Origin of the sequence: Anaerocolumna jejuensis DSM 15929 (genome assembly GCF_900142215.1) — a bacterium.
Taxonomy (GTDB): Bacteria; Bacillota; Clostridia; order Lachnospirales; family Lachnospiraceae; genus Anaerocolumna; species Anaerocolumna jejuensis.
The window spans coordinates 111,932-133,584 of record NZ_FRAC01000008.1 but is presented as its reverse complement, the minus strand read 5'-3'; the positions used below and the strand labels follow the sequence as shown (position 1 = coordinate 133,584).

The 21,653-nt window shown below is 45.5% G+C and carries 20 protein-coding genes; all 20 read left to right on the top strand.

The window, feature by feature from the left end; all coding sequences use genetic code 11:
* The first annotated feature begins 6 nt into the window (after window positions 1-6).
* Complete coding sequence (locus BUB77_RS06770) at window positions 7-1,155, top strand: VWA domain-containing protein (RefSeq protein ID WP_330392511.1); 1,149 nt, start codon at window positions 7-9, stop codon at window positions 1,153-1,155.
* Window positions 1,152-3,059, top strand: coding sequence for an SWIM zinc finger family protein (locus BUB77_RS29830; RefSeq protein ID WP_073274171.1), 1,908 nt, complete (start codon window positions 1,152-1,154; stop codon window positions 3,057-3,059). The genes BUB77_RS06770 and BUB77_RS29830 overlap by 4 nt, the downstream gene beginning before the upstream one ends.
* Before the next feature lie 277 nt (window positions 3,060-3,336).
* The gene (locus BUB77_RS06760; RefSeq protein WP_073274169.1) at window positions 3,337-3,657 is read left to right on the top strand and encodes a hypothetical protein; all 321 of its coding nucleotides are present in this window, start codon (window positions 3,337-3,339) and stop codon (window positions 3,655-3,657) included.
* Between the two features lie 173 nt (window positions 3,658-3,830).
* Window positions 3,831-7,409: a DUF4132 domain-containing protein gene (locus tag BUB77_RS06755; RefSeq protein ID WP_073274167.1), complete on the top strand. Its 3,579-nt coding sequence runs from the start codon at window positions 3,831-3,833 to the stop codon at window positions 7,407-7,409.
* 360 nt (window positions 7,410-7,769) lie between these two features.
* Complete coding sequence (locus tag BUB77_RS06750) at window positions 7,770-9,065, top strand: O-acetylhomoserine aminocarboxypropyltransferase/cysteine synthase family protein (protein ID WP_073274566.1); 1,296 nt, start codon at window positions 7,770-7,772, stop codon at window positions 9,063-9,065.
* A complete protein-coding gene (locus tag BUB77_RS29825; RefSeq protein ID WP_170866601.1) occupies window positions 9,062-9,238 on the top strand; it encodes a hypothetical protein in 177 nt (58 codons plus the stop codon). The genes BUB77_RS06750 and BUB77_RS29825 overlap by 4 nt, the downstream gene beginning before the upstream one ends.
* Entirely contained in the window at window positions 9,195-10,670 is a 1,476-nt protein-coding gene (locus BUB77_RS06745) for a nitrogenase component 1 (protein WP_073274165.1), read from the top strand. Before BUB77_RS29825 ends, BUB77_RS06745 begins: the two co-directional genes overlap by 44 nt.
* Window positions 10,667-12,004 (top strand): nitrogenase component 1, encoded by a 1,338-nt coding sequence (locus BUB77_RS06740; RefSeq protein ID WP_073274163.1) that lies wholly within the window; start codon window positions 10,667-10,669, stop codon window positions 12,002-12,004. The genes BUB77_RS06745 and BUB77_RS06740 overlap by 4 nt, the downstream gene beginning before the upstream one ends.
* Before the next feature lie 81 nt (window positions 12,005-12,085).
* Window positions 12,086-12,244 (top strand): hypothetical protein, encoded by a 159-nt coding sequence (locus BUB77_RS29820; protein WP_170866600.1) that lies wholly within the window; start codon window positions 12,086-12,088, stop codon window positions 12,242-12,244.
* A complete protein-coding gene (locus tag BUB77_RS06735; RefSeq protein WP_242962407.1) occupies window positions 12,237-12,593 on the top strand; it encodes a NifB/NifX family molybdenum-iron cluster-binding protein in 357 nt (118 codons plus the stop codon). Before BUB77_RS29820 ends, BUB77_RS06735 begins: the two co-directional genes overlap by 8 nt.
* Window positions 12,594-12,642: 49 nt before the next feature.
* A complete protein-coding gene (locus BUB77_RS06730) occupies window positions 12,643-13,947 on the top strand; it encodes an O-acetylhomoserine aminocarboxypropyltransferase/cysteine synthase family protein (protein WP_073274162.1) in 1,305 nt (434 codons plus the stop codon).
* 134 nt (window positions 13,948-14,081) lie between these two features.
* Window positions 14,082-15,218, top strand: coding sequence for an ABC transporter substrate-binding protein (locus BUB77_RS06725; protein WP_073274160.1), 1,137 nt, complete (start codon window positions 14,082-14,084; stop codon window positions 15,216-15,218).
* 12 nt (window positions 15,219-15,230) lie between these two features.
* On the top strand, window positions 15,231-16,295 hold the full coding sequence (locus tag BUB77_RS06720; RefSeq protein WP_073274158.1) for an ABC transporter permease: 1,065 nt from the start codon (window positions 15,231-15,233) through the stop codon (window positions 16,293-16,295).
* Window positions 16,285-17,070 carry an ABC transporter ATP-binding protein gene (locus BUB77_RS06715; RefSeq protein ID WP_073274156.1) on the top strand — a complete coding sequence of 262 codons (786 nt, stop codon included), beginning with the start codon at window positions 16,285-16,287 and terminating at the stop codon, window positions 17,068-17,070. The genes BUB77_RS06720 and BUB77_RS06715 overlap by 11 nt, the downstream gene beginning before the upstream one ends.
* A gap of 20 nt (window positions 17,071-17,090) precedes the next feature.
* Window positions 17,091-17,933, top strand: a complete 843-nt coding sequence (gene nifH, locus BUB77_RS06710; protein ID WP_440198556.1) for a nitrogenase iron protein — start codon at window positions 17,091-17,093, stop codon at window positions 17,931-17,933.
* A 57-nt stretch (window positions 17,934-17,990) separates the two neighbouring features.
* Window positions 17,991-18,161 carry a hypothetical protein gene (locus tag BUB77_RS29815; protein ID WP_170866599.1) on the top strand — a complete coding sequence of 57 codons (171 nt, stop codon included), beginning with the start codon at window positions 17,991-17,993 and terminating at the stop codon, window positions 18,159-18,161.
* A 404-nt stretch (window positions 18,162-18,565) separates the two neighbouring features.
* Complete coding sequence (gene proC / locus BUB77_RS06705) at window positions 18,566-19,366, top strand: pyrroline-5-carboxylate reductase (RefSeq protein ID WP_073274152.1); 801 nt, start codon at window positions 18,566-18,568, stop codon at window positions 19,364-19,366.
* Between the two features lie 48 nt (window positions 19,367-19,414).
* Window positions 19,415-19,957 carry an NUDIX hydrolase gene (locus BUB77_RS06700; RefSeq protein ID WP_073274150.1) on the top strand — a complete coding sequence of 181 codons (543 nt, stop codon included), beginning with the start codon at window positions 19,415-19,417 and terminating at the stop codon, window positions 19,955-19,957.
* Window positions 19,958-20,042: 85 nt separating this feature from the next.
* Window positions 20,043-20,648, top strand: coding sequence for a stage II sporulation protein M (locus tag BUB77_RS06695; RefSeq protein WP_073274147.1), 606 nt, complete (start codon window positions 20,043-20,045; stop codon window positions 20,646-20,648).
* 84 nt (window positions 20,649-20,732) lie between these two features.
* Window positions 20,733-21,617, top strand: a complete 885-nt coding sequence (locus BUB77_RS06690; protein WP_073274145.1) for a tyrosine recombinase — start codon at window positions 20,733-20,735, stop codon at window positions 21,615-21,617.
* The last annotated feature ends 36 nt before the right edge of the window (window positions 21,618-21,653 follow it).

The window sequence follows — 21,653 nt, the reverse complement described above, 5'->3', positions numbered from 1 at the left end:
CAGCCGGTGAAAAAGGAAAAGGCAGGTGATACAATGGCAGACGATATGGAGCAATTGAATAAATGGCGGCTGATTCTGGGCAAGTATTCCAAAGAGCATCTATCCTTTGAAGGTGCGGAGCTTCACTACATGGAGATGGAAGAAGTGCTGGATTATTTATATTCAAAAGAGTATGGAGAAGATTCGGGAGTACGAAAAGAAGGCGGCAGCGGTGATTCCAATTTGACAGTTTCCGGCTGGCTGAATAAAATCCGGGTGCTCTTTCCAAAGGAAACTGTGGAAATTATGGAGCACCATGCATTGGAGAATTACGGCATGTCCGAGCTGTTAACCGATAAGGAAGTATTGGAGAAGCTGGAGCCTAACCAGGAATTGCTGAAGACGATTCTTCAGCTGAAATCCATGATGAAAGGAGAGGTTCTTGAAACCGCCCGAAGAATCGTGAAGAAGGTGGCGGAGGAGCTGATGAAGAAGCTGGAGCAGGATATGAAGAAAGCCCTGCTTGGAAAGCTGGACCGTACAAAGGCCAGTCATGTACCCTCCATTCGAAATTTGGACATTAAAAAAACAATATACAACAATTTAAAATATTACGATAGGGAGAGCAGGCAGCTGGTGCTTAACCGGGTTTATTTCCATGCCAGAATAAAGAAATACAACACCTGGCGGATTATCTTAGCTGTAGATGAAAGCGGCTCCATGCTGGATTCGGTAATACACAGTGCAGTGACTGCCGGGATTTTTGCCAGGCTTCCCATGCTGGATACCAGACTAGTTATATTCGACACCAATGTAGTGGATTTAAGCGGCTATGTGGAGGACCCGGTGGAAACCCTTATGAGTGTCCAGCTGGGCGGCGGAACCGATATTGCAGGTGCCCTGTCTTATTGTGAAGGGCTCATTGAAAATCCCAGCCGGACCATGGTAGTGCTCATATCGGACCTCTATGAAGGAGGGGGTTACCAGAGGTTATACTCCATAAGCAGGCAGATTATCGAATCCGGGGCCAAATTCATTGCCCTTACAGCCCTTGATATGGAGGCCAACCCCAATTATGACAGGAATGCAGCCTCCCGCCTGGCAGACCTGGGAGCCCATGTAGCTGCCATGACACCGGAGGGGCTGGCAGACTGGGTGGGGAGGATAGTCGGATGAGTGAATGGAAGCAACGCCTCCAGGGCGCCAATGAAGAATATCTTACCGGGCTGACAAATAAGGGAATTGTGAAAAGGGCCTGCAAGGATTTGGAGCAGGCAGCTCTTAGCCTGACGGAAGAAGAAAACTGTCTTACGGTACAAGTGGAGGATGCCACCTGTACCCTGGTATATCCCCTGGGAGAGAGCAAATGCAGCTGCCCTTCCAGAAGTATCTGCAAGCATATCGTAATGGCTGTTCTTTATGCCAGGGATTTGTACAATTCCGGTAAAGATGGGAATGGGGAGAAGGAAGAAGAAAACGGAGAAAAAACAGAAGAAGAAAATGGAGAAAAAACAGAAGAGGGAAACGGAGAAAAAATAAGAGAGGAAAAGGGAGAAGAAAACGGAGATAAAGCTGGAGAAGAAAACAGACAAAAAACTGGAGAAGAAAAGGGAAAAGAAAACAGTAAAGAATTAAGGAAAACGGAGGAAGAGGGAGCCCTAAAAGAAAGGCAGGCAGGCGGAATAAAGGAGAGCGGGCAAAAGGCGGGGGAAATGGCAGAGAATGTCCGGCAGCAGGAAGCCTTCCCTACAATTTTGGGATATCCTTTGGTAAAATTAAAGAAGGCAATAGGAGAAAAGCGGTTTCAGAGTCTGTACTATGCCCTAAACCAGGGTATGAAGCCGGATATTAGGGTAAGCTCCATTATTACCGTCCATTTTCCGGATACGGACATAACCGTCCGTTTGCTGGAGCCCGTCGAATATTCCTCCTGCAGCTGCCATAAAAAAGAGTTCTGCCAGCATAAGGCGGAAGCAGTCCTATCCTACCAGCTGTATGCCGGAAAATTAACAGTGGAGGAGCTGCTGCCGGAATGGGAGGAGAAGAATCCCCTTCAATGGGAGGAGGTAAGGGAATTTGCCAGACTGCTGAAGGATTTTCTGGGTGAACAGCTGGTAACAGGCTTAGCCAGAAGCTCGCAGACGGTAATGGATTCCCTGGAACGGCTGGCTATTATCGGTCATAACCGGGAGCTGCCGGATTTTGAAAGGGATTTAAGGGAATTAAGCGCTGAATACCAACTGTATTTTAAGAGGACAGCGTCCTTTCAGGTGAAACTGCTGCTGCATCGGCTGTGCAGCCTTTACCGGAAGGCAGAGGCCCTGGAAAAGGCACAGACCAATGAAGAAGTCAGGGAGCTTGCAGGAGAATTCCGTACCGGGTATTTCCCTTGTCCTCCCCTTAAGCTCTCCGGTATGGGGCAAAGGGAGTTTGTCAGCAAATCCGGCTATGAGGGAGAGACCTTCTATTTTCTGAATGAGGATACCCTGGAATGGTATACCTATACCAATGCAAGACCTGTTTTTTATGAAAAGGAAAAGAGAAGAGCTCCGGTTGACCAGGGAAAAGCCCCCTGGGAACTCCCCTGCAAGCTGGAGGAGCTGGCAGAGGCCGGAATCCTTTTACAGAATGGGAAGGCCTCCCGGGAACACAGGCTTTCCTCCTCAGCTGAGGCAAGAGCGGAATATCTGGGGCGGCGAAGGCTGGTAAGGGAGAAGTTAAAAGGCCAGTATTTTGAGAGCTTTAAGCAGGTATTTGACGAACGTCTGGCTGATTCCTGGCAGCAGGAGGGAGAGGCTGAGAACAACCTGGTTCTTTTGCAGCCGGCCTATATAAAAAATCCATCCTTTGATAGTATCAAGCAGCAGTATTCCATGGAGCTGTACGACAAAGAGGAACAGAAAATTCTTCTGGAAGTGTCCTACTCGAAAACAGAGCATTATACCATACGGTATCTGGAGCGTCTGGCAAAGAGAATCGGACAGGGAGACGCGGAAGTACCCTGCTTCTTTGGCTTCCTTTATGTAAAGGAAGGGATTATGAGACTTTATCCTATTAATTATTATGATGATCTGGAGTAGGAGAGGAATCACTGACAGATATCAGAGACGGTGTGATATCCCAGGAGGATGTCGTGGGCAGCTCTGAAGAATAGTGCTGACAGCCCAGAAGGATGGTATTGACAGCTCTGAAGGATAACATTGGCATCCCAGAAGGATAATGTTGACAGCCCTGAAGGATAGTGTTGACACATCTGAATTATGTCGTGGTCGCTCTTAAGAATGACATTTACAGCTCTGAAGATTGTGAACAGCCCTGTGGGAAGGCGTGTAAGAAAAGGGCATGGAGGAATTTGGCATGGAAGAAATGGATTATCTGGAAGAAGTCCTAGGAGAGACAAAAAGGCTGCTTTCCGATTTGTTTACCAGCGGCCTGGTATCCGCTCATGACGGGACACTGGAGGAAATGGATAAAATATCGGATACCTGCAGGCAGTGCGGGCTCACCTTTGCCGGAGAGAAGCTAAAGGAGCTGGCGGAAGAGGTAAAAGCAAACAGGCACCGGATGTCCGGTGATTTTGACCGGGCAGTTGATTTGTTTTGCAGTCTGGACCAATACCTGTCCCTGTGCGAAAGGAAGCTGACACTGGATAAGGTAAGAACATGGCAGATAATATAAATAAAAAATCTGATAGAAAATAGTAAAAGATAGAAAATAGTAAATAGACAGGAAAGAAAAAACGAATAGTAAATAATAAGCAGACAGGAAAGAAAAAACGACTAAAAAATAATAAGCAGATTAAAAAATAAGAGATTTAAATTGCTTAAAAAAATCAGACAGGAGGAAGGAAGTTGAAGAATCAGAACGAACTGCAGTTGGAAAAAATGCTCGAAGCGTTAAGCTGTCTCGGATTAAGCACCAGCCTGATGGATACGGCGGAAAAATACCTTTTGGAGGGAGATAAAGAATTGCTGTCCCTGTTCCCCAAAAAGGATTTATCGGAACTGAAGCAGGAGGAGCAGCAAGCCGGTATCCAGGCATTTTCCGGCTTGTTAAAAAAGAATCGACTGGAGGAGGCACACCTGTTATTTGACATCGTGTTCCAGATTGGAGGCTCAACCTGTGTCCATGTATTTCCCATGCAGGAAATCCGTTACAATATCAAGGAGAGCGAATTTATAAAAAATATTGAGGCATATCAGGCTGTCACTCTGTATGCGGAAGGCTTTGCCTATAATACATACATGTTAGATAAACGGATGATTGAAGTGATACTGGACCTGGCCGGAAACCGGATGGAAGTGCTTTCAGAAGCCCTTGACAAATGGCAGAGCCGGAACATAAACGGGAAGCTGCTGATTTATAGCGCCTATTTTACCCTGGTGAAGGAAAAAGAGCCGGAAAGGGAGGAGAAGAAGGGCCTTCTGAATGGACTGGCCGGAGTTTTCCGCAAAAAGGAAACCGGATATGAACAAAATCCTGAGATAGGAAAGTATATTAAGAACTTTGAAAACAGTATTATGGAAAGCCTTGATAATCTGCTGCCTGTCAATGAGGCAGAAAAGGGGAAGATACGGGAGTACATTGAGGCAGACAAGGATGGAAAACGTTCTATGGGAGAAGAAGCCGCCAGGCTTTTCCAAAAGCATCCCATGGATGAATACCTGCTGGAATTGTTAGCCGGAAGCATTAATATTCATTACAAGCTTTCCTATCGCTTCCAGAGCTTCTTAAAATTATGTGCCCTGGGAAATATGGAGGATACGCTGGATGCGATATATGAATTCATAAAGAAAGGGGATGGGGATTATTGGAAGGGCAGGCTGAAGGACGATTTGATGCTGGCGCCTGTCCCCTATATTATCTGGTGCGGCGGCAAGGGGTTAAAAGCAGCGCTGCATTATGAAATCATACAGGATTATGAGTCCTATGGCAAGGCTGTGGAGCAGGCATCCCTGTCGGTTCAGGCAGATCTTTTGGAAGCCATCAGGGCAAGCTATCCCATACAATATAAAACATTGGCTGATAATACGGCGGCAGTGCTTCAGAAAAAAATTGTTGAAAGCATTCTCCCCGATGGAAATGCGGCAGCTGCAGTAAAGAGATTTCTTTTGGAAAATGAGCCGGTAGAAATCCTGTATCCCTATGTAAAGGAAATTCAGAATCAAAGAAGCTATTACAACCGGAGCGGTAAAGTCATGGAGAATTACAGGAAAGCTAAGAAACATGACAGCTTTTATAAGCGCTGTATGACTTATCTGTCATTCCAGGAGGGAGCATACTTCTTTTTCCAGAACTTTGTGGCGGATAAGGAAGAGGGGTACCGCCTGAAAGAGATTGCAGAGCTGTTTCAGACCTGGGAGGAGCTGGGATTGGCTTATGGTTACCAGCTGAATACGGCGGAGATTATCTATGATGGAATTTATACGGATAAGAAAAAGATTACTTTCCTGGAACATCTGGTTTCCATCTTTGCAAAATATTTGGATCAAAAGGAAGAAGAAGTATTGAAGGCCTTTGAAACGGCAGGTGCTACCGGCAGGTTTATAGGAATAAACACCCTGGGAGCAAATGCAGGCCGCTATAAGGATAACCTTTTCAAGGCTTTTTCCGATACTTCCAAGCTGGTATCAGAGCGTCTGGTTGAGATTGTGGCAGCTCATGAGGAATGGGAGCCGGAGGTACTGGAGAAGCTGAAATCAAAAAAATCCACGGAGCGGGAGGTTTCGCTTCTTGTCCTTATGAGATGGAAAAAGGATTACAAGTCTGTCCTGGAAGGAGTTTTGGAAACTGAGAAAAGCAAAAAGCTCCAGGATATGATAAAGAATCTTCTGAATATCGAAGAAAATACAGGGGCTGGGGGCCAGGCGACTGCAGAAGAATATGTCAGAGAACTGCACAAGGGCGGCAGAAAGAAAGGGCTTCAATGGGCCTATGAGACTCCTTTTACGGCAGTACATACGGAAGGTGGGGAGGAAGTATCCCAGGAATATATGCAGGCAATTTTGCTTTCCTATTACAGCATGGCAGTTCCGGGAATAAACAGGGAAGTGCTTCTTCTGACAGAGCCTTTGAATAAGAAGAAGCTTGCACTTTATATGAACGAGCTGTTCGATAAGTGGATGGAAGCAGGAGCGGAAGCAAAGAAGAAATGGGTTCTCTATGCATCGGCTATTCATGGCGGTTCCGAGATTGTGTACAAGCTTCAGACCGGCATTAACCAATGGCCTCAGAATGCAAGAGGTGCCATTGCGGCAGAAGCAGTAAAAGCCCTGGCTTTAAATGATACGCCCTCCGCTCTGCTTCTGGTTGACAGCATATCCAGAAAGTTCAAATTTAAGCAGATTAAAGCAGCAGCCATGGAAGCCCTTAATTTTGCGGCCAAAGAGCTTGGCCTGACAACGGAAGAATTAGCGGATAAAATAGTACCGGACCTTGGTTTTAACGAGGAGATGCAGAGAATCTTCGATTATGGTGAAAGGCGCTTTTTTGTATATATTACACCGGCATTGGATATTGAAATTGTGGATGAAAATGATAAAAAGCTTAAAAACCTTCCGTCCCCCGGCAAGAAGGATGATGAGGGAAAGGCACAGGCTGCACTGGAAGAATTCAAGCTTTTAAAGAAGCAAATGAAAGCAGCTGTTGCAAATCAGAAGCTCCGTCTGGATTTGGCCCTGTCTGTTGAGAGAAAGTGGGAGACAGCCGCCTGGAAGAGCCTTTTTGTAAAGAATCCGATTATGCACCAATTTGCCATTGGTTTAATCTGGGGCTGCTATCAGGAGGATAAGCTGCTCCATACCTTCCGCTATATGGAGGATGGAAGCTTTAATACGGAGGATGAGGAAGAATTTTTCCTTCCTCAGGAAGAATATTTCCTTCCGGAGAAAGGTAAAATCGGACTGGTACATCCTATTGAATTGACAAAGGAAAGCATTGAAAAATGGGAAGAGCAGCTAAAGGATTATGAAGTCGTACAGCCGGTGGAACAGCTGGCTAGAAAGGTATTTCCTTTGACGGAGGAGGAAAAGGGAAAGAAATCCCTGGAGCGCTTCGGAGGGTTAATACTGAATCCCATGTCACTGTCGGGAAAGCTTCTTGGTATAGGTTGGTACCGGGGCTCCGTACAGGATGCGGGAGGTTATTATACCTTTTACAGAGAGGATGCTTCCCTATCCCTGGGAGTAGAACTCCACTTTTCCGGCTCCTATGTAGGCTATGAAACAGAGGATGTCACTGTCTATGAAGCCAGGTTTTATAAAGCGGGTACGGTTAAGAGAGGAAGCTATGAATATGATGAAGTAACAGAGGATAAGGGAATAGACCTTGATAAGGTGCCCGCAAGGTACTTTAGTGAAATCGTCTACCAGTTAGAAAAAGCAACGGCTTCCAGTAAGGAAAAGGATGAAAACTGGAGGCAGAAGTTATAAAACAGGTATTTCCTTCGAGGGCATTAATAAAAAAGTAATTTTTGAATGAATTTACTTGACAGAATAGGTTTATTGTTTTATCCTGTTTAGTAAATATAATCCTATAGGAATTGTAGTATTTAAAAAATTGCTATATAAAAGTGATAGATTAAAAAGCTGGCAGATAAAAATGTGAGCAGGCAAAAAATTAATATTGAATTAACTGACCAGATAACTGGAGGTTTGAAAAGCGTCATTTGCGAATGTATGCTTTTTAGACCTCCTTTTTTAGTTACTGGTATTGGAGGATACTGCTGCTCATACTTCCCTGTTTCAGGGGTACCAGCTATTATCTGTAAGGAAAAGGAAAGAGAGAGGAAAATGAGTTACGATTTTGATACACTGAAAGTCCAGGGAGGATACGATGCATCCCTGCATAATAATGCCGTTTCCGTACCTATTTACCAGACGGCTGCTTTTGGCCTTGGGGACAGCTACCGGGCTGACCGGCTGTTTTCATTTTCGGAGGACGACCCGATTTATACGCGGCTGAGCAATCCAACAGTTGATATACTGGAAAAACGTCTGGCGGCACTTCATGGGGCGGCAGGAGCGATTGCTTTAGCAAGCGGTATGGCAGCGGTTAGTTATGCCCTTCTCAATGCAGCCGGAAAGGGAGGAAGGATACTTACTACCGCAAGGCTTTACGGCGGTACGGTTGATGCATTTACCTCCATATTCCCGGATATCGGACTTGAAATAGACATAATAGAAAATCCCGATGATGTGTCTGCCTTTGAAAGGGGACTAAAGTCAAATACACGGGCCATATACATAGAGAGCCTTACAAATCCCTTTGCAACAATTCCGGATATGAATAAAATTGCCGGGATAGCACACAGCCGCAAAATTCCGTTAATTGTGGATAATACGATTGCTACGCCTTATCTTTTAAATCCCTTTGAATATGGTGCCGATGTGGTTGTCTACTCCGCCACAAAGGGATTGTCCGGCCATGGGAATGTAATCGCAGGAGCGGTAATCGAAAGCGGAAAGTTTAATTATGGCAGCGGTAATTTCCCACATTTTGAACGGCCCTTATGGTTTCTCCGTGGTACAGATAATATAGAACGCAATATTTTGCAAGTATTTCCAAAGACCCCCTTTACCGGACGGCTACGTGCCGTACATCTGAATTATCTCGGCGCGGCGCTTAGCCCCTTTGATGCCTATCTCGTGCTATTAGGACTTGAAACACTGTCCGAGCGGGTAAGTAAGCAGGTGGCCAATGCCTTGGCTGTTATTCAATATCTCGAAAACAGTCCCCATGTCAAATGGGTGTGTCACCCGGCGGCGAAAAACAATCCCTATAAATCCCTTGCTGAGAAATATTTTCCGAAAGGGGCAGGCGGGGTATTGTCCTTTGGATTCAAAGGTACGGAAGAAGAAAAACGCAGATTTCTTGCCGCAACAAAAGTATTTGGCTACCAGGCAAATATAGGGGATGCCAGGAGCTTGATCATCAATCCCACTGAAACGACTCACGTTGAGTTGACCCCTGGCCAGCGGGAACTTGTGGGTCTCGGCACGGACACTATCCGTCTGTCCCTGGGGCTGGAAAGTCCAAAGGATCTAATTGCCGATTTGGAGCAGGCATTTAAGGAAGTGTTTGGATGAGCTTACAAATGCGCCTGGCAGGTGCCGCGTTCTATCGGCATCTCGGTGCCAGAGCACTTCTTGACAGGCGTACATACCGCCTGGACGGTGACAAACTTAAAATTAGCAAAATAGGAGGTACCTATCAATATGTCAAAAGTAAATTTATCAATACCTGCTGTACAAATACGTGAAATACGCATTAACTCCATAACCGGTTACCAGGGCAGCGCCGAAGGACTGGTCAATGAATCACAATGCGGCTTAAAAGATAAAAACCGTTCCTTTAGCCAGTGTCTTGGCTGTGCAACCTCGAAAGCGGCATGTATGACAATACTGGTCCAGGACGGGGCGGTTATCAGCCATGGGCCTGTGGGCTGTTCGTCCTGCTTCCATGAATTTGCCTTTACCTACAGAGTAAATTCACCCCTGCGGAATGTTGATAAGCCTACCCAGCGAAAGATTTACTCTACGAATCTGCAGGAAAAGGATACCGTATACGGCGGCAATGTTAAGCTTGCAAAGGCCATAAACGAAGTATATGAGCGAACGAAAGCCAACGTCATCTTTGTACTTACAACCTGTGCCGCAGGGATAATCGGTGACGATGTTGAGAGTGTATGTGAACAGGCCGAAGAGGAGCTTGGTATTCCTGTTGTGGCTATTTTCTGCGAAGGCTTCCGTTCCCGTGTATGGACGACGGGATTTGATGCGGCATATCATGGCATTGCCCGGAAATTGATTGCAAAGCCCCGTGAGCACCGCAGTGATATCATAAATGTCGTTAATTTCTGGGGAAGTGACATATTCAAAGAATGGTTCGCCCCCTTTGGAGCAAAGCCAAATTATATTACTCCCTATTCCACGATGGAATCCTTGAAATATTCCTCAGAAGCAGCCGCGACGGTCCAGGCATGTTCCACTCTGGGAAGCTACCTGGGGGCAGCCCTTGAACAGGAATTCGGAGTTCCTGAAATTCCGGCGGCCCCGCCTTATGGCATAGCACAGACTGACAGGTGGTTCAGGGCTTTAGGAAGGACTCTTGGCAAAGAAGAAACAGCAGAAGAGCTCATTGCGGAAAAGAAAAGGGAATATCTGCCCCAGATAGAGGCCTTACGGGAAAAGCTGAAAGGAAAGACAGCCTATGTAACAGCGGGAGCGGCTCACGGACACGCGATTTTAGACATCCTGGGAGAGCTTGGCATAGAGGCGTCCGGCGCTGCTATTTTCCATCACGACCCCATTTACGACAGCGGCCGTGAGGAGAATGACCAGCTTGCACAGCGTGTAAATGACTATGGCAATGTACCAAACTTTAATATATGCAACAAGCAGGAATTTGAACTTGTGAATAGTTTAAATAAACTCCGTCCCGATATTCTCATGGCCCGTCACGGAGGCATGACCTTATGGGGAGCAAAGCTTGGCATCCCGTCCCTCCTCATAGGGGATGAACATTACGGAATGGGCTATGAAGGGCTGGTCAATTACGGTGAACGGATTCTTGAAACCCTGGAAAATGATGAGTTTGTGAAAAATTTAGAAAAGCATGCGGTGAACCCCTATACAAACTGGTGGCTGAATCAGGAACCGCATTATTTCCTGGCAGGAGGTACCGGCAAATGAGCGGAATCATAGAGCAAGAGCGTTATACCTGTGCCATCGGCGCACTGCAAAGTGTTGTGGCCATTCCGAAAGCAGTGCCCATACTCCATTCCGGTCCCGGCTGCGGCGATATGATACAGGGCTTCTTTGAACGCAGTACCGGTTACGCCGGCGGCAGTACGTCGCCCTGTACCAACTTCACCGAAAAAGAGGTCGTATTCGGCGGTATAGACAGGCTGCGCCAGATCATTACGAATACCTATAAGGTGCTTGATACGGATCTGCAGGTCGTCCTTACCGGCTGCACAGCCGGCATTGTGGGGGATGATGTCGACAGTCTTGTACAAGAGTTTCAGGACGCGGGCAAGCCCATTGTATCAGTTGAGACAGCGGGTTTTAAGGCGAGCAATTTTGAAGCCCACAGTCTTGTGGTGAACGGGATTATTGAGCAGTATGTCAGCTTGTTTGAGGATAGCAATGAGCCCAGAAGCGAAGCAAATACCGTTAACCTGTTTGCCTCAATACCGTATCAGGACCCCTTTTGGAAAGGGAATCTTGCAGAATATAAGCGTCTGCTGGCCGGCATAGGGCTCAAGGCCAACATACTCTTCGGGCCGCAGTCAGAAGGAGTTTTGGAATGGCAGTCCATACCAAGAGCTAATTTTAATATTTTAGTCAGCCCATGGTACGGCAAGCCTGTCGTGGATAAATTAAAGAATAGATATCAGCAGGATTATACCTGGTTTCCCCATATTCCCATAGGTGCAAATGAAACGGAAAGGTTTTTAAAGCAGGTGCTTGCATTTGCCCTGGAGCAGGGTGCGAAAATAGAGGAAAAGAAAGCCCTGGCATTTATCAAACAGGAGTCGGATGCTTATTACGAAGAAATAGATAATCTGGCAACCTTTCTCCTTGAGTTTCGGTATGGCCTTCCAAGTCATGTGCATATTCTCCACGATGCCGGGTATGTGACTGCATTAAGTAAATTTTTGCTCCATGAAGTCGGCATTGTACCAAAGGAGCAGTTTATCGTAGATAATACACCGGAGAAGTTTCAGGAGCAGATTCGAAGGGATTTGAACAGTACCTCCGACAAGAGAGAGATACCCCTTTATTTTGAGCCGGATGCAGGCAAGGCACAGAATATCATAAGGGGGCTTCATCATAAGGGAAGGGGCATTATTATCGGCAGCGGCTGGGATAAGGAGCTGGCAAAGGAAAAGGATTATGACTTCCTGTCTGCTGCTGTACCCACACCCTACCGCCTGGTGCTGACAACGAACTATGCTGGCTTTACCGGCGGGTTAAGAGTAATTGAGGACATTTACCATAATGTTCTTGCAACTTACAGGTGAAAGTGTGAAAGAAAAGCGCTTTCACACTCCATTATTTAAGGCAGTACCGCAGACCTGTCTGCGGTATGCAATGGGAGCAGTGTGAAAGAAAAGCGCTTTCACTCCATTATTTATGGCAGTATCGCAGACTTGTCTGCGGTATGCAATGGGAGCAGTGTGAAAGAAAAGCGCTTTCACTCCATTATTTATGGCAGTACCGCAGACTTGTCTGCGGAATGCAATGGGAGCAAGTATGAATGAAAAGCGGTATACAATGGGTGAGGATATGAGAATAGCATTTGCAAGCATGGATAACAGCTGTGTGGACCAGCACTTTGGGAATGCGCGTTATTGGCAGATTTATGATGTTGGCAGCGGCAGCTCCTTTGTCGAAACCCGAAAGATACCAGTGAAGTATCAGGGACACCATGAGGGTAAATTTCAACAGGTGCTGACTGTTTTAAACGACTGCCAGGCGGTGTTCGTAAGCCAGATTGGCGAAAGTGCGGCTGTGTATATGATTCAGCACAATAAAAGGGTATTCGAAGCATCCGGAGAGGTTTCTGCAATTATCACTGAAATTTTAAAGGGTAATCTGCTGAAGGAATAAGCAACAATAAACTTAAGCATAAACACAAATTAAAAAGGAGAAAAACATCATGGCAACAGATAGGTATCAATTCGATACGCAAAGACTACGGGCAGGCTATGAACCAAAGGAACACAATTATGCCGTATCACCGCCTATTTATCAGACAGCAGCTTACGATTTCCGCGATGTGGAAAACGCAGCGGGGCTCTTCGGCCTTCGGGAACCGGGCTTTCTCTATACACGGGTCGGGAATCCGACGGTCGCTGTCCTGGAGGAACGGGTCAGGACCCTTGACAAAGCGGCAGGTATAATTGCCCTTGCCTCGGGTATGGCAGCAATCAGCTATACGCTCTTAAACCTTGCTGAGGGCGGCGGGCGCATTCTGACATCACCGTACCTCTATGGCGGAAGTACGGACAGCTTTAAGAAAATCTATCCCAAATTCGGCATTAAGTTTGACTATGCAAAAAATATTGAAGACCCAGAAAGACTTGCGGAGGAGATTAAACCGGATACCAAGGCGATTTTTATAGAAAGTATATCCAATCCCAACACGGTATTGCTTGATATCGAGGCAATAGCAAAAGTCGCACATGAGCATGGAATACCCCTAGTTGTTGATAATACGGTGGCTACCCCTTATTTATACAATCCGCTTGCTCATGGTGCAGATATCGTTGTCTATTCGGCAACAAAAGGACTGAACGGCCATGGTAATGCAATAGCAGGACTTGTCCTGGAGGGCGGAAACTTCAATTATCAGACAGAGAAATTTCCTCAGTTCAGCGAGAAATATTACACTTTACGTGACATTGATAACAAGCTTCGCAGCTTTCCGGAGGTATTCCCGGATGCCCCCTTTACAAATCGGATCAGATTCAATTACTTAAATTACTTTGGTGCAGCTTTGTCACCCTTTGATGCCTATCTTGCCCTGGTCGGACTTGAGACGATTTCGGAACGGCTGAGCAGACAGTCACGGAATGCACTGACCCTGGCAGAGTATCTGCTAAAGCATCCCCAGGTGGAATGGGTACGCTATCCGGCCTTAAAGAACAGTCCCCATTACGGATTGTATAAACGGGATTTTCCAAAAGGGGCAGGCGGAATATTATCCTTTGGCTTTAAAGGAACGAAAGAGCAGCGGGAAGCATTTCTCAATTCGATAGAACTGTTCCACTATCATGTTAACATTGGGGATGCACGTTCTCTTATTGTCAATTCGCCCCAGACGACCCACGGCGAACTGGAAGCCGAGGAAAAGAAGATTGCGGATATACCTGAGAATCTCATCCGTATATCGGCAGGACTGGAGGATGCGGCAGATTTAATTGCTGACCTGGAGCAGGCGTTTGAAAAGGCAGTCAGCTAACCTTTTAGTCTCATCCAGTCAATTATTTAGCAGAGATATTTTTTTGACTGTATAACATACTATACATATATGTATACATATAATTGCAGCTTTTGGAAACGAAGCATCATTTCTTTTAAGGAGGAGAACAAAATATGAAGAAATTAAGGAAACCTGCAGGCCTGTTAGTGATTATATTAACAGTTAACCTATTGCTTGCTGCCTGCTCTGGTAAACCGGTGGAAGTAAGTAAAAATACTGCCGGAAATGGGGAAGGCAGCAGCAACAGCACACCCGCTGCCACAACGGCAGAGGCATCCAAAGATACACCGGCGGAAACGCCCACAGCTGCCCCTGTCAATTACAAATACGGTAAAATCGATATTCCCGGCAAGGACGGCGCACTCTGCGGAGCACCCATTTATATCGCATATGAAAAAGGCTTCTTTGCGGAAGAAGGCTTTGATGTAAATCTTATCTCTGCCAACGCTGAAGCACGTAAAATCGGCCTGAACAACGGTACCATCCCTATCGTAAACGGTGACTTTCAATTCTTCCCGTCTATTGAGAATGATGTTAAGGTGAAGGTCGTAGACGGTCTTCACAACGGCTGTATCAAATTACTTGTAAAAAAGGATTCTCCCATCAATGGGGTAAAGGACCTTAAGGGCCTTAAAATCGGCGTGGATGAAATCGGCGGCACACCTCATCAGGTGGCTTCGGTATGGCTTGAGAAGAACGGCATTTCCGCAAAGCCCGAAGACGGGGAAGTAAAGTTCCTTCCCTTTGATGACGGCAACCTGGAAGTGGAAGCTCTTAACAAAGGTGATATTGATGTGGCGGCTTTATGGGATCCCTTCGGTTCCGTTCAGGAAAAGACCGGCAATTATAAAGTGATCTTTGACCTTTCCACCGATCCGACCTTTGCAGGGAAATATTGCTGCTTCCTATATGCCTCTGAAAAAGTACTGGATGAAAATCCGGAAAAGGTTGCTGCACTGCTCCGCGCTTACCACAAGGCGCAGAACTGGATTGCAGAGAATCCCGAGGAAGCGGTTCAGACCATTATTGACGGCAAATATTCTGCAATTGAAGACAAAGAGCTTGCCGTTGAGCTGGTGAAGCACTATCAATATCCATCCATGCAGGAGCATGAGATGAATAAGCATGATGTAGGCGCAGATGTTCTCTATTTTGCGACGGAGCTTTATAACATCGGATATTTAAATACCAATCCCGATGAATTTGCCAAAAAAGCATATCAAAAGGTAGATTTAACACTTGGACAATAGGAGGCAGCTGCCTTGGGGAATAATAAACAATCAACCGTTCCTCCCTTGCTAAAGCAGGGGAGAAACGGTAAAAAAAACATATCTAATCTGAAATTTATTCTGCTGACAGTATATACGGTGGCGGGATTTGCTCTTGCAATCCTTGTAAACCTATTGTTTCGGCAGGTAGCCAATGTAAAAATAACGGCGTATGCCTATGGTTCTCTGATAATTGATATTAACGGGGCATACCGGCTTGTACTTGGATTACTGATACTTATGTATCTTGGAATTTCCGCTTACTCGTTCTTTAATGCTGACAGGCGGATAAAGTTTGCAAAGCGTGTACCCTTTCGCTTTGCAATCGGCAGTGCCCTTGCCCTATGGGATATCCTTGGTACAAAACTGATGCTTCTTCCCCAGCCCTTCTTTCCCGGGCCCTCCCGAATTATTGAAGCATTTCTGATGGAGGGGGATTATATATGGCAGAACACGTTGTATTCCCTTCGTTTGTTTGCTGTAGGCTTCCTACTGGGTGTGTTGTTTGGTGTGGGAACCGGTATATTGATTGGTTGGTTTCCAAAAGTACATTATTGGCTGTATCCGGTATTGAAAATAACAGGTGTTATTCCGGCAGTAGCGTGGATGCCCTTTGCACTGACGCTGTTTCCCACACCCTTTTGGGCAGCGGCATTTCTAATAGTTATCTGCGCCTGGTTTTCCATTGCCTCTCTTACGGCACAGGGGATTAAAAGTACTCCGAAATCACAGTTTGAAGTTGCGCGTACACTTGGCGCAAAAACACCGTTTCTGGTATTTCATGTAGCCATACCTCACGCGATACCGCAGATTTTTACCGGAATATCCAATGCGAACAGCTTTGCGTTTACTACTCTCGTCATGGCAGAAATGATGGGACAGCCGGGAGGCCTTGGCTATTATATTAATGCATCAAAGGTCTGGAGCGCGTATTATAAGGTTTTTGCGGCAATTATTGTAATGGCGGTGCTGTTCAGCTTAATAATGGAGGGGATTGGCCTGATTCAGAACCGGGTTCTGAGGTGGCAGAAAGGCTTGGTGAAAAGCAGTGAGCAGTGACACAATTATTGAAATTAAAGAGGTCAACCGTACCTACATTGATGAAAAAGACAACACGGTTGAAGCACTTAAGGATATTAACCTCACGATTAAGCGGGGGGAATTTGTATCCATTATCGGCTCGTCAGGCTGCGGCAAGACGACTCTGCTGCGCCTGATTGCAGGTCTTGATGTTCCGGAAACAGGGATACTTACCCTTGACGGCCAGGAAATCACCGCTCCGGATCCCCAAAGAGGCTATGTTGTACAGCAGGGGGGACTGTTCCCCTGGCTGACGGTGGAACAAAATATCGCCACGGGACTGAAGGCAAGGCATGTCTACCGTCAGAATAAGGCACAGGTCGCACATTATATAAATTTAATCGGGTTAAATGGTTTTGAGAAAGCCTATCCCCACCAGATAAGCGGCGGTATGGCACAGCGCGTGGCAATTGCCCGTGCATTGATTAACAGACCGAAAGCCCTGCTCCTTGATGAGCCTATGGGTGCACTTGATTCCTTCACCCGTGCGGATATCCAGGATAAGCTCCTTGAGCTTCGGAAAGAAAATGACGCAACAATGGTACTGGTAACCCATGATGTAGATGAGGCCATATATCTTAGTGACCGTATTGTTATCATGACACCCCGGCCGGGCAAAATCAGCGAGATTTTATCGATAAAAATGTCCCATCCCAGAGACCGCGGAGGGTCGGAATTTCTTTCTATACGGGGAGATATACTGGAAAAATTACATCTGGCAAGTGCACGGCAGGAGTTAGAATATATAATATAGGAGAGTTTTTTATGAGTGAAATCAGACAAATAGCAATTTACGGTAAAGGTGGAATCGGAAAGTCCACCACGACCCAGAATCTCACGGCAGGACTTGCCGAAAGCGGTAAAAAAATCATGGTAGTCGGCTGTGACCCTAAGGCTGATTCCACACGGCTCTTGCTTGGCACCCTTGCCCAGCGTACAGTACTGGATACGCTGCGGGAAACCGGCGATGACATTGAACTGGACAGTATTCTGCGCAAGGGCTTTGGCGGGATAAAATGTGTGGAATCGGGAGGCCCGGAACCGGGAGTAGGCTGTGCCGGCCGGGGAATTATCACATCCATCGGACTGCTTGAACAGCTGGGTGCTTACACAGAGGAGCTGGATTACGTCTTTTACGACGTACTTGGTGATGTTGTTTGCGGCGGTTTTGCCATGCCGATTCGGGAAGGGAAGGCAAAGGAAATTTATATTGTGGCAAGCGGTGAAATGATGAGCCTTTATGCGGCAAACAACATTTCAAAAGGAATTGCAAAATACGCACAAAAGGGTGGCGTGAGGCTTGGAGGCATTATCTGCAACAGCCGTAATGTAGACCGTGAAATCGATTTACTGAGTGCCTTCGCTGCCGAGCTCAACACACAGCTTATTTATTTTGTACCGCGCAACAATGTTGTCCAGCGGGCTGAAATTAACCGCAAAACGGTAATCGAATATGCACCGGAGGATCATCAGGCACAGGAATACCGTAACCTGGCAAAGGCCATTGATGAAAACAAATACTTTACAATTCCAAAGCCCATGTCCCAGGAGCGTTTAGAGCAGATTCTGCTGGAATATGGACTGATGGATTCAATCAAGGACGATTACCGGATTTGATAAATAGGAATTATACAGTTTACTGAATGCTCCACGATAAATGCATGAAGGAAGTTTATGGAACCGGACGATGACCAAGGGGGTTGTTTTGACCTTTTGTTACGCGAGAACCCTTATTCCACTAAAGCGGCAGAAAACGTGACTGGCAGGCAAATCAATGCCAAACTCGCTGTAACAAATAGGGCTGTGTTAGTTATTGAGCTCAAACAGTGGCATTGCTTTACCTAGTCACGTTTCCTGCCGCTTAAGTGTCATAAGGAACCTCTTGAGACAAAATGCCAATACAACCCCCTTGGTCATCTGTGTATATCCATTATTTGGTCTTAAGTGGTTGCCGTGCCCAAAACCCTAAAAGCTTCCAACAACGCAACAACTGTCAAGGGTTTATTGCCAATCATCGTCCGTTCCCAACCCCCCCCTTACTAAAAGCAGGTGAAGGTTAGGCACAGTTGGGAAGAACTACCGGAGTTATAAATTAAAAAAGATGGTTTTAAAGTTGGGACATATAAAGATTCATGCGTACGTCGTATATATTAGCAGATTCAGCTTGCAATATATGGATTAATATACTACAATTACTAGGAAATTCTTTGAGAACGAATGAAAGCACATAAAAAGAAGGAGGAACTAAAGTGAATAAGATAGGTTTTATTGGAGCCGGAAATATGGGACTCCCGATGATAGCAGGAGCTTCCAGGGTATTTGGTACAGAATCCATTCTTTTTACCAGTAAGAGCGATGGGAGAAAAGAGGCTGTGCACCAAAAGACAGGAGTACTTTACACAGAAGACAATAAATCCCTGGCAGAAGCCTGTAAATATATTGTACTGGCTGTAAAGCCACAGTTTTTTGGAGAGGTCTATCAGGATATTAAGGAAAGCCTGACAAAGGAGCATATTATCATATCCATTGCTGCCGGTATTACCATTGATTCTATAAAACAGGCCCTTGGGGAGCAGGTCAGGGTCATAAGATCCATGCCGAATACCCCTGCCCTGGTAGGTGAAGGAATGTCAGCCCTATGCTTTTCAAAGGATGAATACACTACGGTAGAAAAGGAATTGATTGATATGTTTTTCCTGTCCTTCGGCAAATATGAAATAGTGGATGAAAACCTTATGAATTCCATTGTGTGTGCCAGCGGAAGTTCACCGGCATATGTCTATATGTTCATTGAAGCCCTGGCGGACAGTGCGGTGAAGTACGGTATTCCAAGGGAGAAAGCTTATAAGCTCACGGCACAGGCAGTGCTTGGAGCAGCCAGGATGGTGCTGGAAACCGGCGAACATCCGGGAAGCTTAAAGGATAAAGTATGTTCTCCGGGCGGAACTACCATAGCTGCCGTGGAAGCCTTGGAGGAATATGGTTTCCGTAATGCGATTATGAAGGCTACGGACGCCTGTTATGAAAAAGCAGTATCCTTAAATAAATAAGGACAGCATAAGACAAAGGGAATTACAGATGCAGAAGGAGAGAAGTTTATGGAGAATAAGGAATATAAGCGGCTAAAGAGAACACCGGTACACAAGGGACACATCATAGATTTTTATACGGATACCATGGAACTGCCAAGCGGAAAAACGGCTGATTGGGATTTTATCGGACATAAGGGAGCAGCAGCCATCGTTCCCGTGACAGAGGACGGAAAGATTATAATGGTAAGGCAGTACCGGAATGCTGTTGAAAAATATACCCTTGAGATTCCGGCCGGAGGACTTAACAGCGGTGAGGATATGAAAACCTGTGCAGGAAGGGAATTGGAAGAAGAAACAGGATACAGAGCGGAAGAAATCGGGCATTTAATTGACCTTTATACTACGGTGGCATTTTGTAACGAAAAAATTGGTATCTATTATACAGAGCACTTGATTCCCTCCAGGCAGCATCTGGACGAGGATGAGTTTGTATCAATTGAGTGTTATACCCTTGAGGAGCTGGTTGACTTTATTTTTACAGGGCAGATTGACGATGCAAAAACCATTGCAGCTATTTTAGCCTATAAGACAAAAAAAGAGAGGGAATAACTTTAGATGTGCCGGCCTGGATGCCGGCATTATTTTTATCATGACATCATATGCTATCATATAGACGAAAGTATCAGGTGCTGTTATGAACTTTTTTAAGCAACGACTCCGCAGATTTGGTGAAGTAAAGGCCGGGCTATTTCTGGTAGCTTTCGGGGTGATATTAGGGATACTGTTTGCCAGGGTATTTAAGGGCTTCTACTGGGGGAATATTCATATCCTGGATTCCAGTTATCTTTATCAGATAAAGACAACCCCCATAGATTATTCTGTTTTATTAAAATATGTATACTGGGATATCTTTAAGAATTTTATTCTGTTTTGGATGGTCTGTGCAACCTCCTTTGGCATCCCTTTCATTGCTCTGTGCCTTACCTATATAGGATTTCAAGGAAGCTTTTTCATTACGGTAATCCTGATGAAATATAAATTAAAAGGGATACTTCTGATAATAGGGTATACCTTTCCCCAGTATCTGATATACATACCGGTAATCTTTATCAGTATCCGCATGGCCTTTTGGATGAATAAAAACCTGCATTATGATATTGCAGGAAAAAAGGGAAGAAGGGAGAAGATAAGCAGGTATCTGGCCATGGCACTCCTGTTAGGAGTGGTGCTGGCGGTGGGAGGACTTTCGGAAGCTTATATCGGTTCCTTTATTTTAAGAAAAATCCTGCACTTTTTCTAGAAAATTTTATTTTTGATTTGCAATTCCCAAATTGAACATTTATAATTATCTTAAGTAATGATTGAATCAAAGGAGAATTGCTGTATGAAGGCTATATTGCAGGAATTTATTACATATATGACAGAGGTGAAAAAGGCAAGTGTAAACACCTGTCTGTCCTACCGGAATGATTTGACGAAGCTTATGAATTACATGTATAAGCATAATATAACCGAAGAGGATAAAATAAATGAAACCAGCCTGAATTCCTATGTGCTGACACTGGAAAAGGAAGGAATGTCCCCTGCCACGGTTTCCAGGAATATAGCCTCTATTAAGGCGTTTGTGCTGTACCTGATTAAGAATGGGAAGCTGAGCCATGACCCTACCGAACGGATGAAATCACCTAAAATCGAGAAAAAGCCTCATACCTCCCTGTCACAGGAGGAAGTGAGCGGACTTTTGGAGCAGCCGAATCCCGATACGGTCAAGGGTATGAGGGACAAGGCAATGCTGGAGCTTTTGTATGCTACCGGTATCAGAGTCACTGAGCTGATTTCCATAAAGCTGGAAGACCTGAATCTTAAGAACAGGTTCCTTCGCTGCTGCAGCAGCAAGAAGGAAAGGCTGATCCCTTTTGGAAATATGGCAAAGCATGCTTTGGAGAATTATTTTAATATGGGAAGGCCCGCTTTAGTAGGAGATGTCAAAACGGATTTTCTATTTACGAACCTTTCCGGAGAGCCCATGAGCAGACAGGGCTTTTGGAAGATCATTAAGGCTTATGGAAGAAATGCAGGGATAGCAATGGAAATCACGCCCCAGATGCTAAGAAATTCCTTTGCCGCACATATGATAGCAAACGGAGCGGATTTAAGAAGTCTCCAGGAATTCCTGGGCCATGCGGATATTACAACAACCCAGTATTATGTCCAGGGTACGGACAAAAATCTTGCGAAGGTATATGCGGACACCCATCCAAGAGCATAGAGTAAGCTTTTAAAATGGTTATTTATGCAAAAAGTC

Excerpts from the sequence above, each read along its gene's own strand:
- BUB77_RS29830 (WP_073274171.1), top strand. The coding sequence starts at position 1,152 with ATGAGTGAATGGAAGCAACGCCTCCAGGGCGCCAATGAAGAATATCTT.
- BUB77_RS06730 (WP_073274162.1), top strand. The coding sequence starts at position 12,643 with ATGGCAACAGATAGGTATCAATTCGATACGCAAAGACTACGGGCAGGC.
- BUB77_RS06740 (WP_073274163.1), top strand. The coding sequence starts at position 10,667 with ATGAGCGGAATCATAGAGCAAGAGCGTTATACCTGTGCCATCGGCGCA.
- BUB77_RS06725 (WP_073274160.1), top strand. The coding sequence starts at position 14,082 with ATGAAGAAATTAAGGAAACCTGCAGGCCTGTTAGTGATTATATTAACA.
- BUB77_RS06750 (WP_073274566.1), top strand. The coding sequence starts at position 7,770 with ATGAGTTACGATTTTGATACACTGAAAGTCCAGGGAGGATACGATGCA.
- BUB77_RS29825 (WP_170866601.1), top strand. The coding sequence starts at position 9,062 with ATGAGCTTACAAATGCGCCTGGCAGGTGCCGCGTTCTATCGGCATCTC.
- BUB77_RS06695 (WP_073274147.1), top strand. The coding sequence starts at position 20,043 with ATGAACTTTTTTAAGCAACGACTCCGCAGATTTGGTGAAGTAAAGGCC.
- BUB77_RS06745 (WP_073274165.1), top strand. The coding sequence starts at position 9,195 with ATGTCAAAAGTAAATTTATCAATACCTGCTGTACAAATACGTGAAATA.
- BUB77_RS06735 (WP_242962407.1), top strand. The coding sequence starts at position 12,237 with ATGAATGAAAAGCGGTATACAATGGGTGAGGATATGAGAATAGCATTT.
- BUB77_RS06760 (WP_073274169.1), top strand. The coding sequence starts at position 3,337 with ATGGAAGAAATGGATTATCTGGAAGAAGTCCTAGGAGAGACAAAAAGG.
- BUB77_RS06700 (WP_073274150.1), top strand. The coding sequence starts at position 19,415 with ATGGAGAATAAGGAATATAAGCGGCTAAAGAGAACACCGGTACACAAG.
- BUB77_RS06690 (WP_073274145.1), top strand. The coding sequence starts at position 20,733 with ATGAAGGCTATATTGCAGGAATTTATTACATATATGACAGAGGTGAAA.
- BUB77_RS29815 (WP_170866599.1), top strand. The coding sequence starts at position 17,991 with ATGGAACCGGACGATGACCAAGGGGGTTGTTTTGACCTTTTGTTACGC.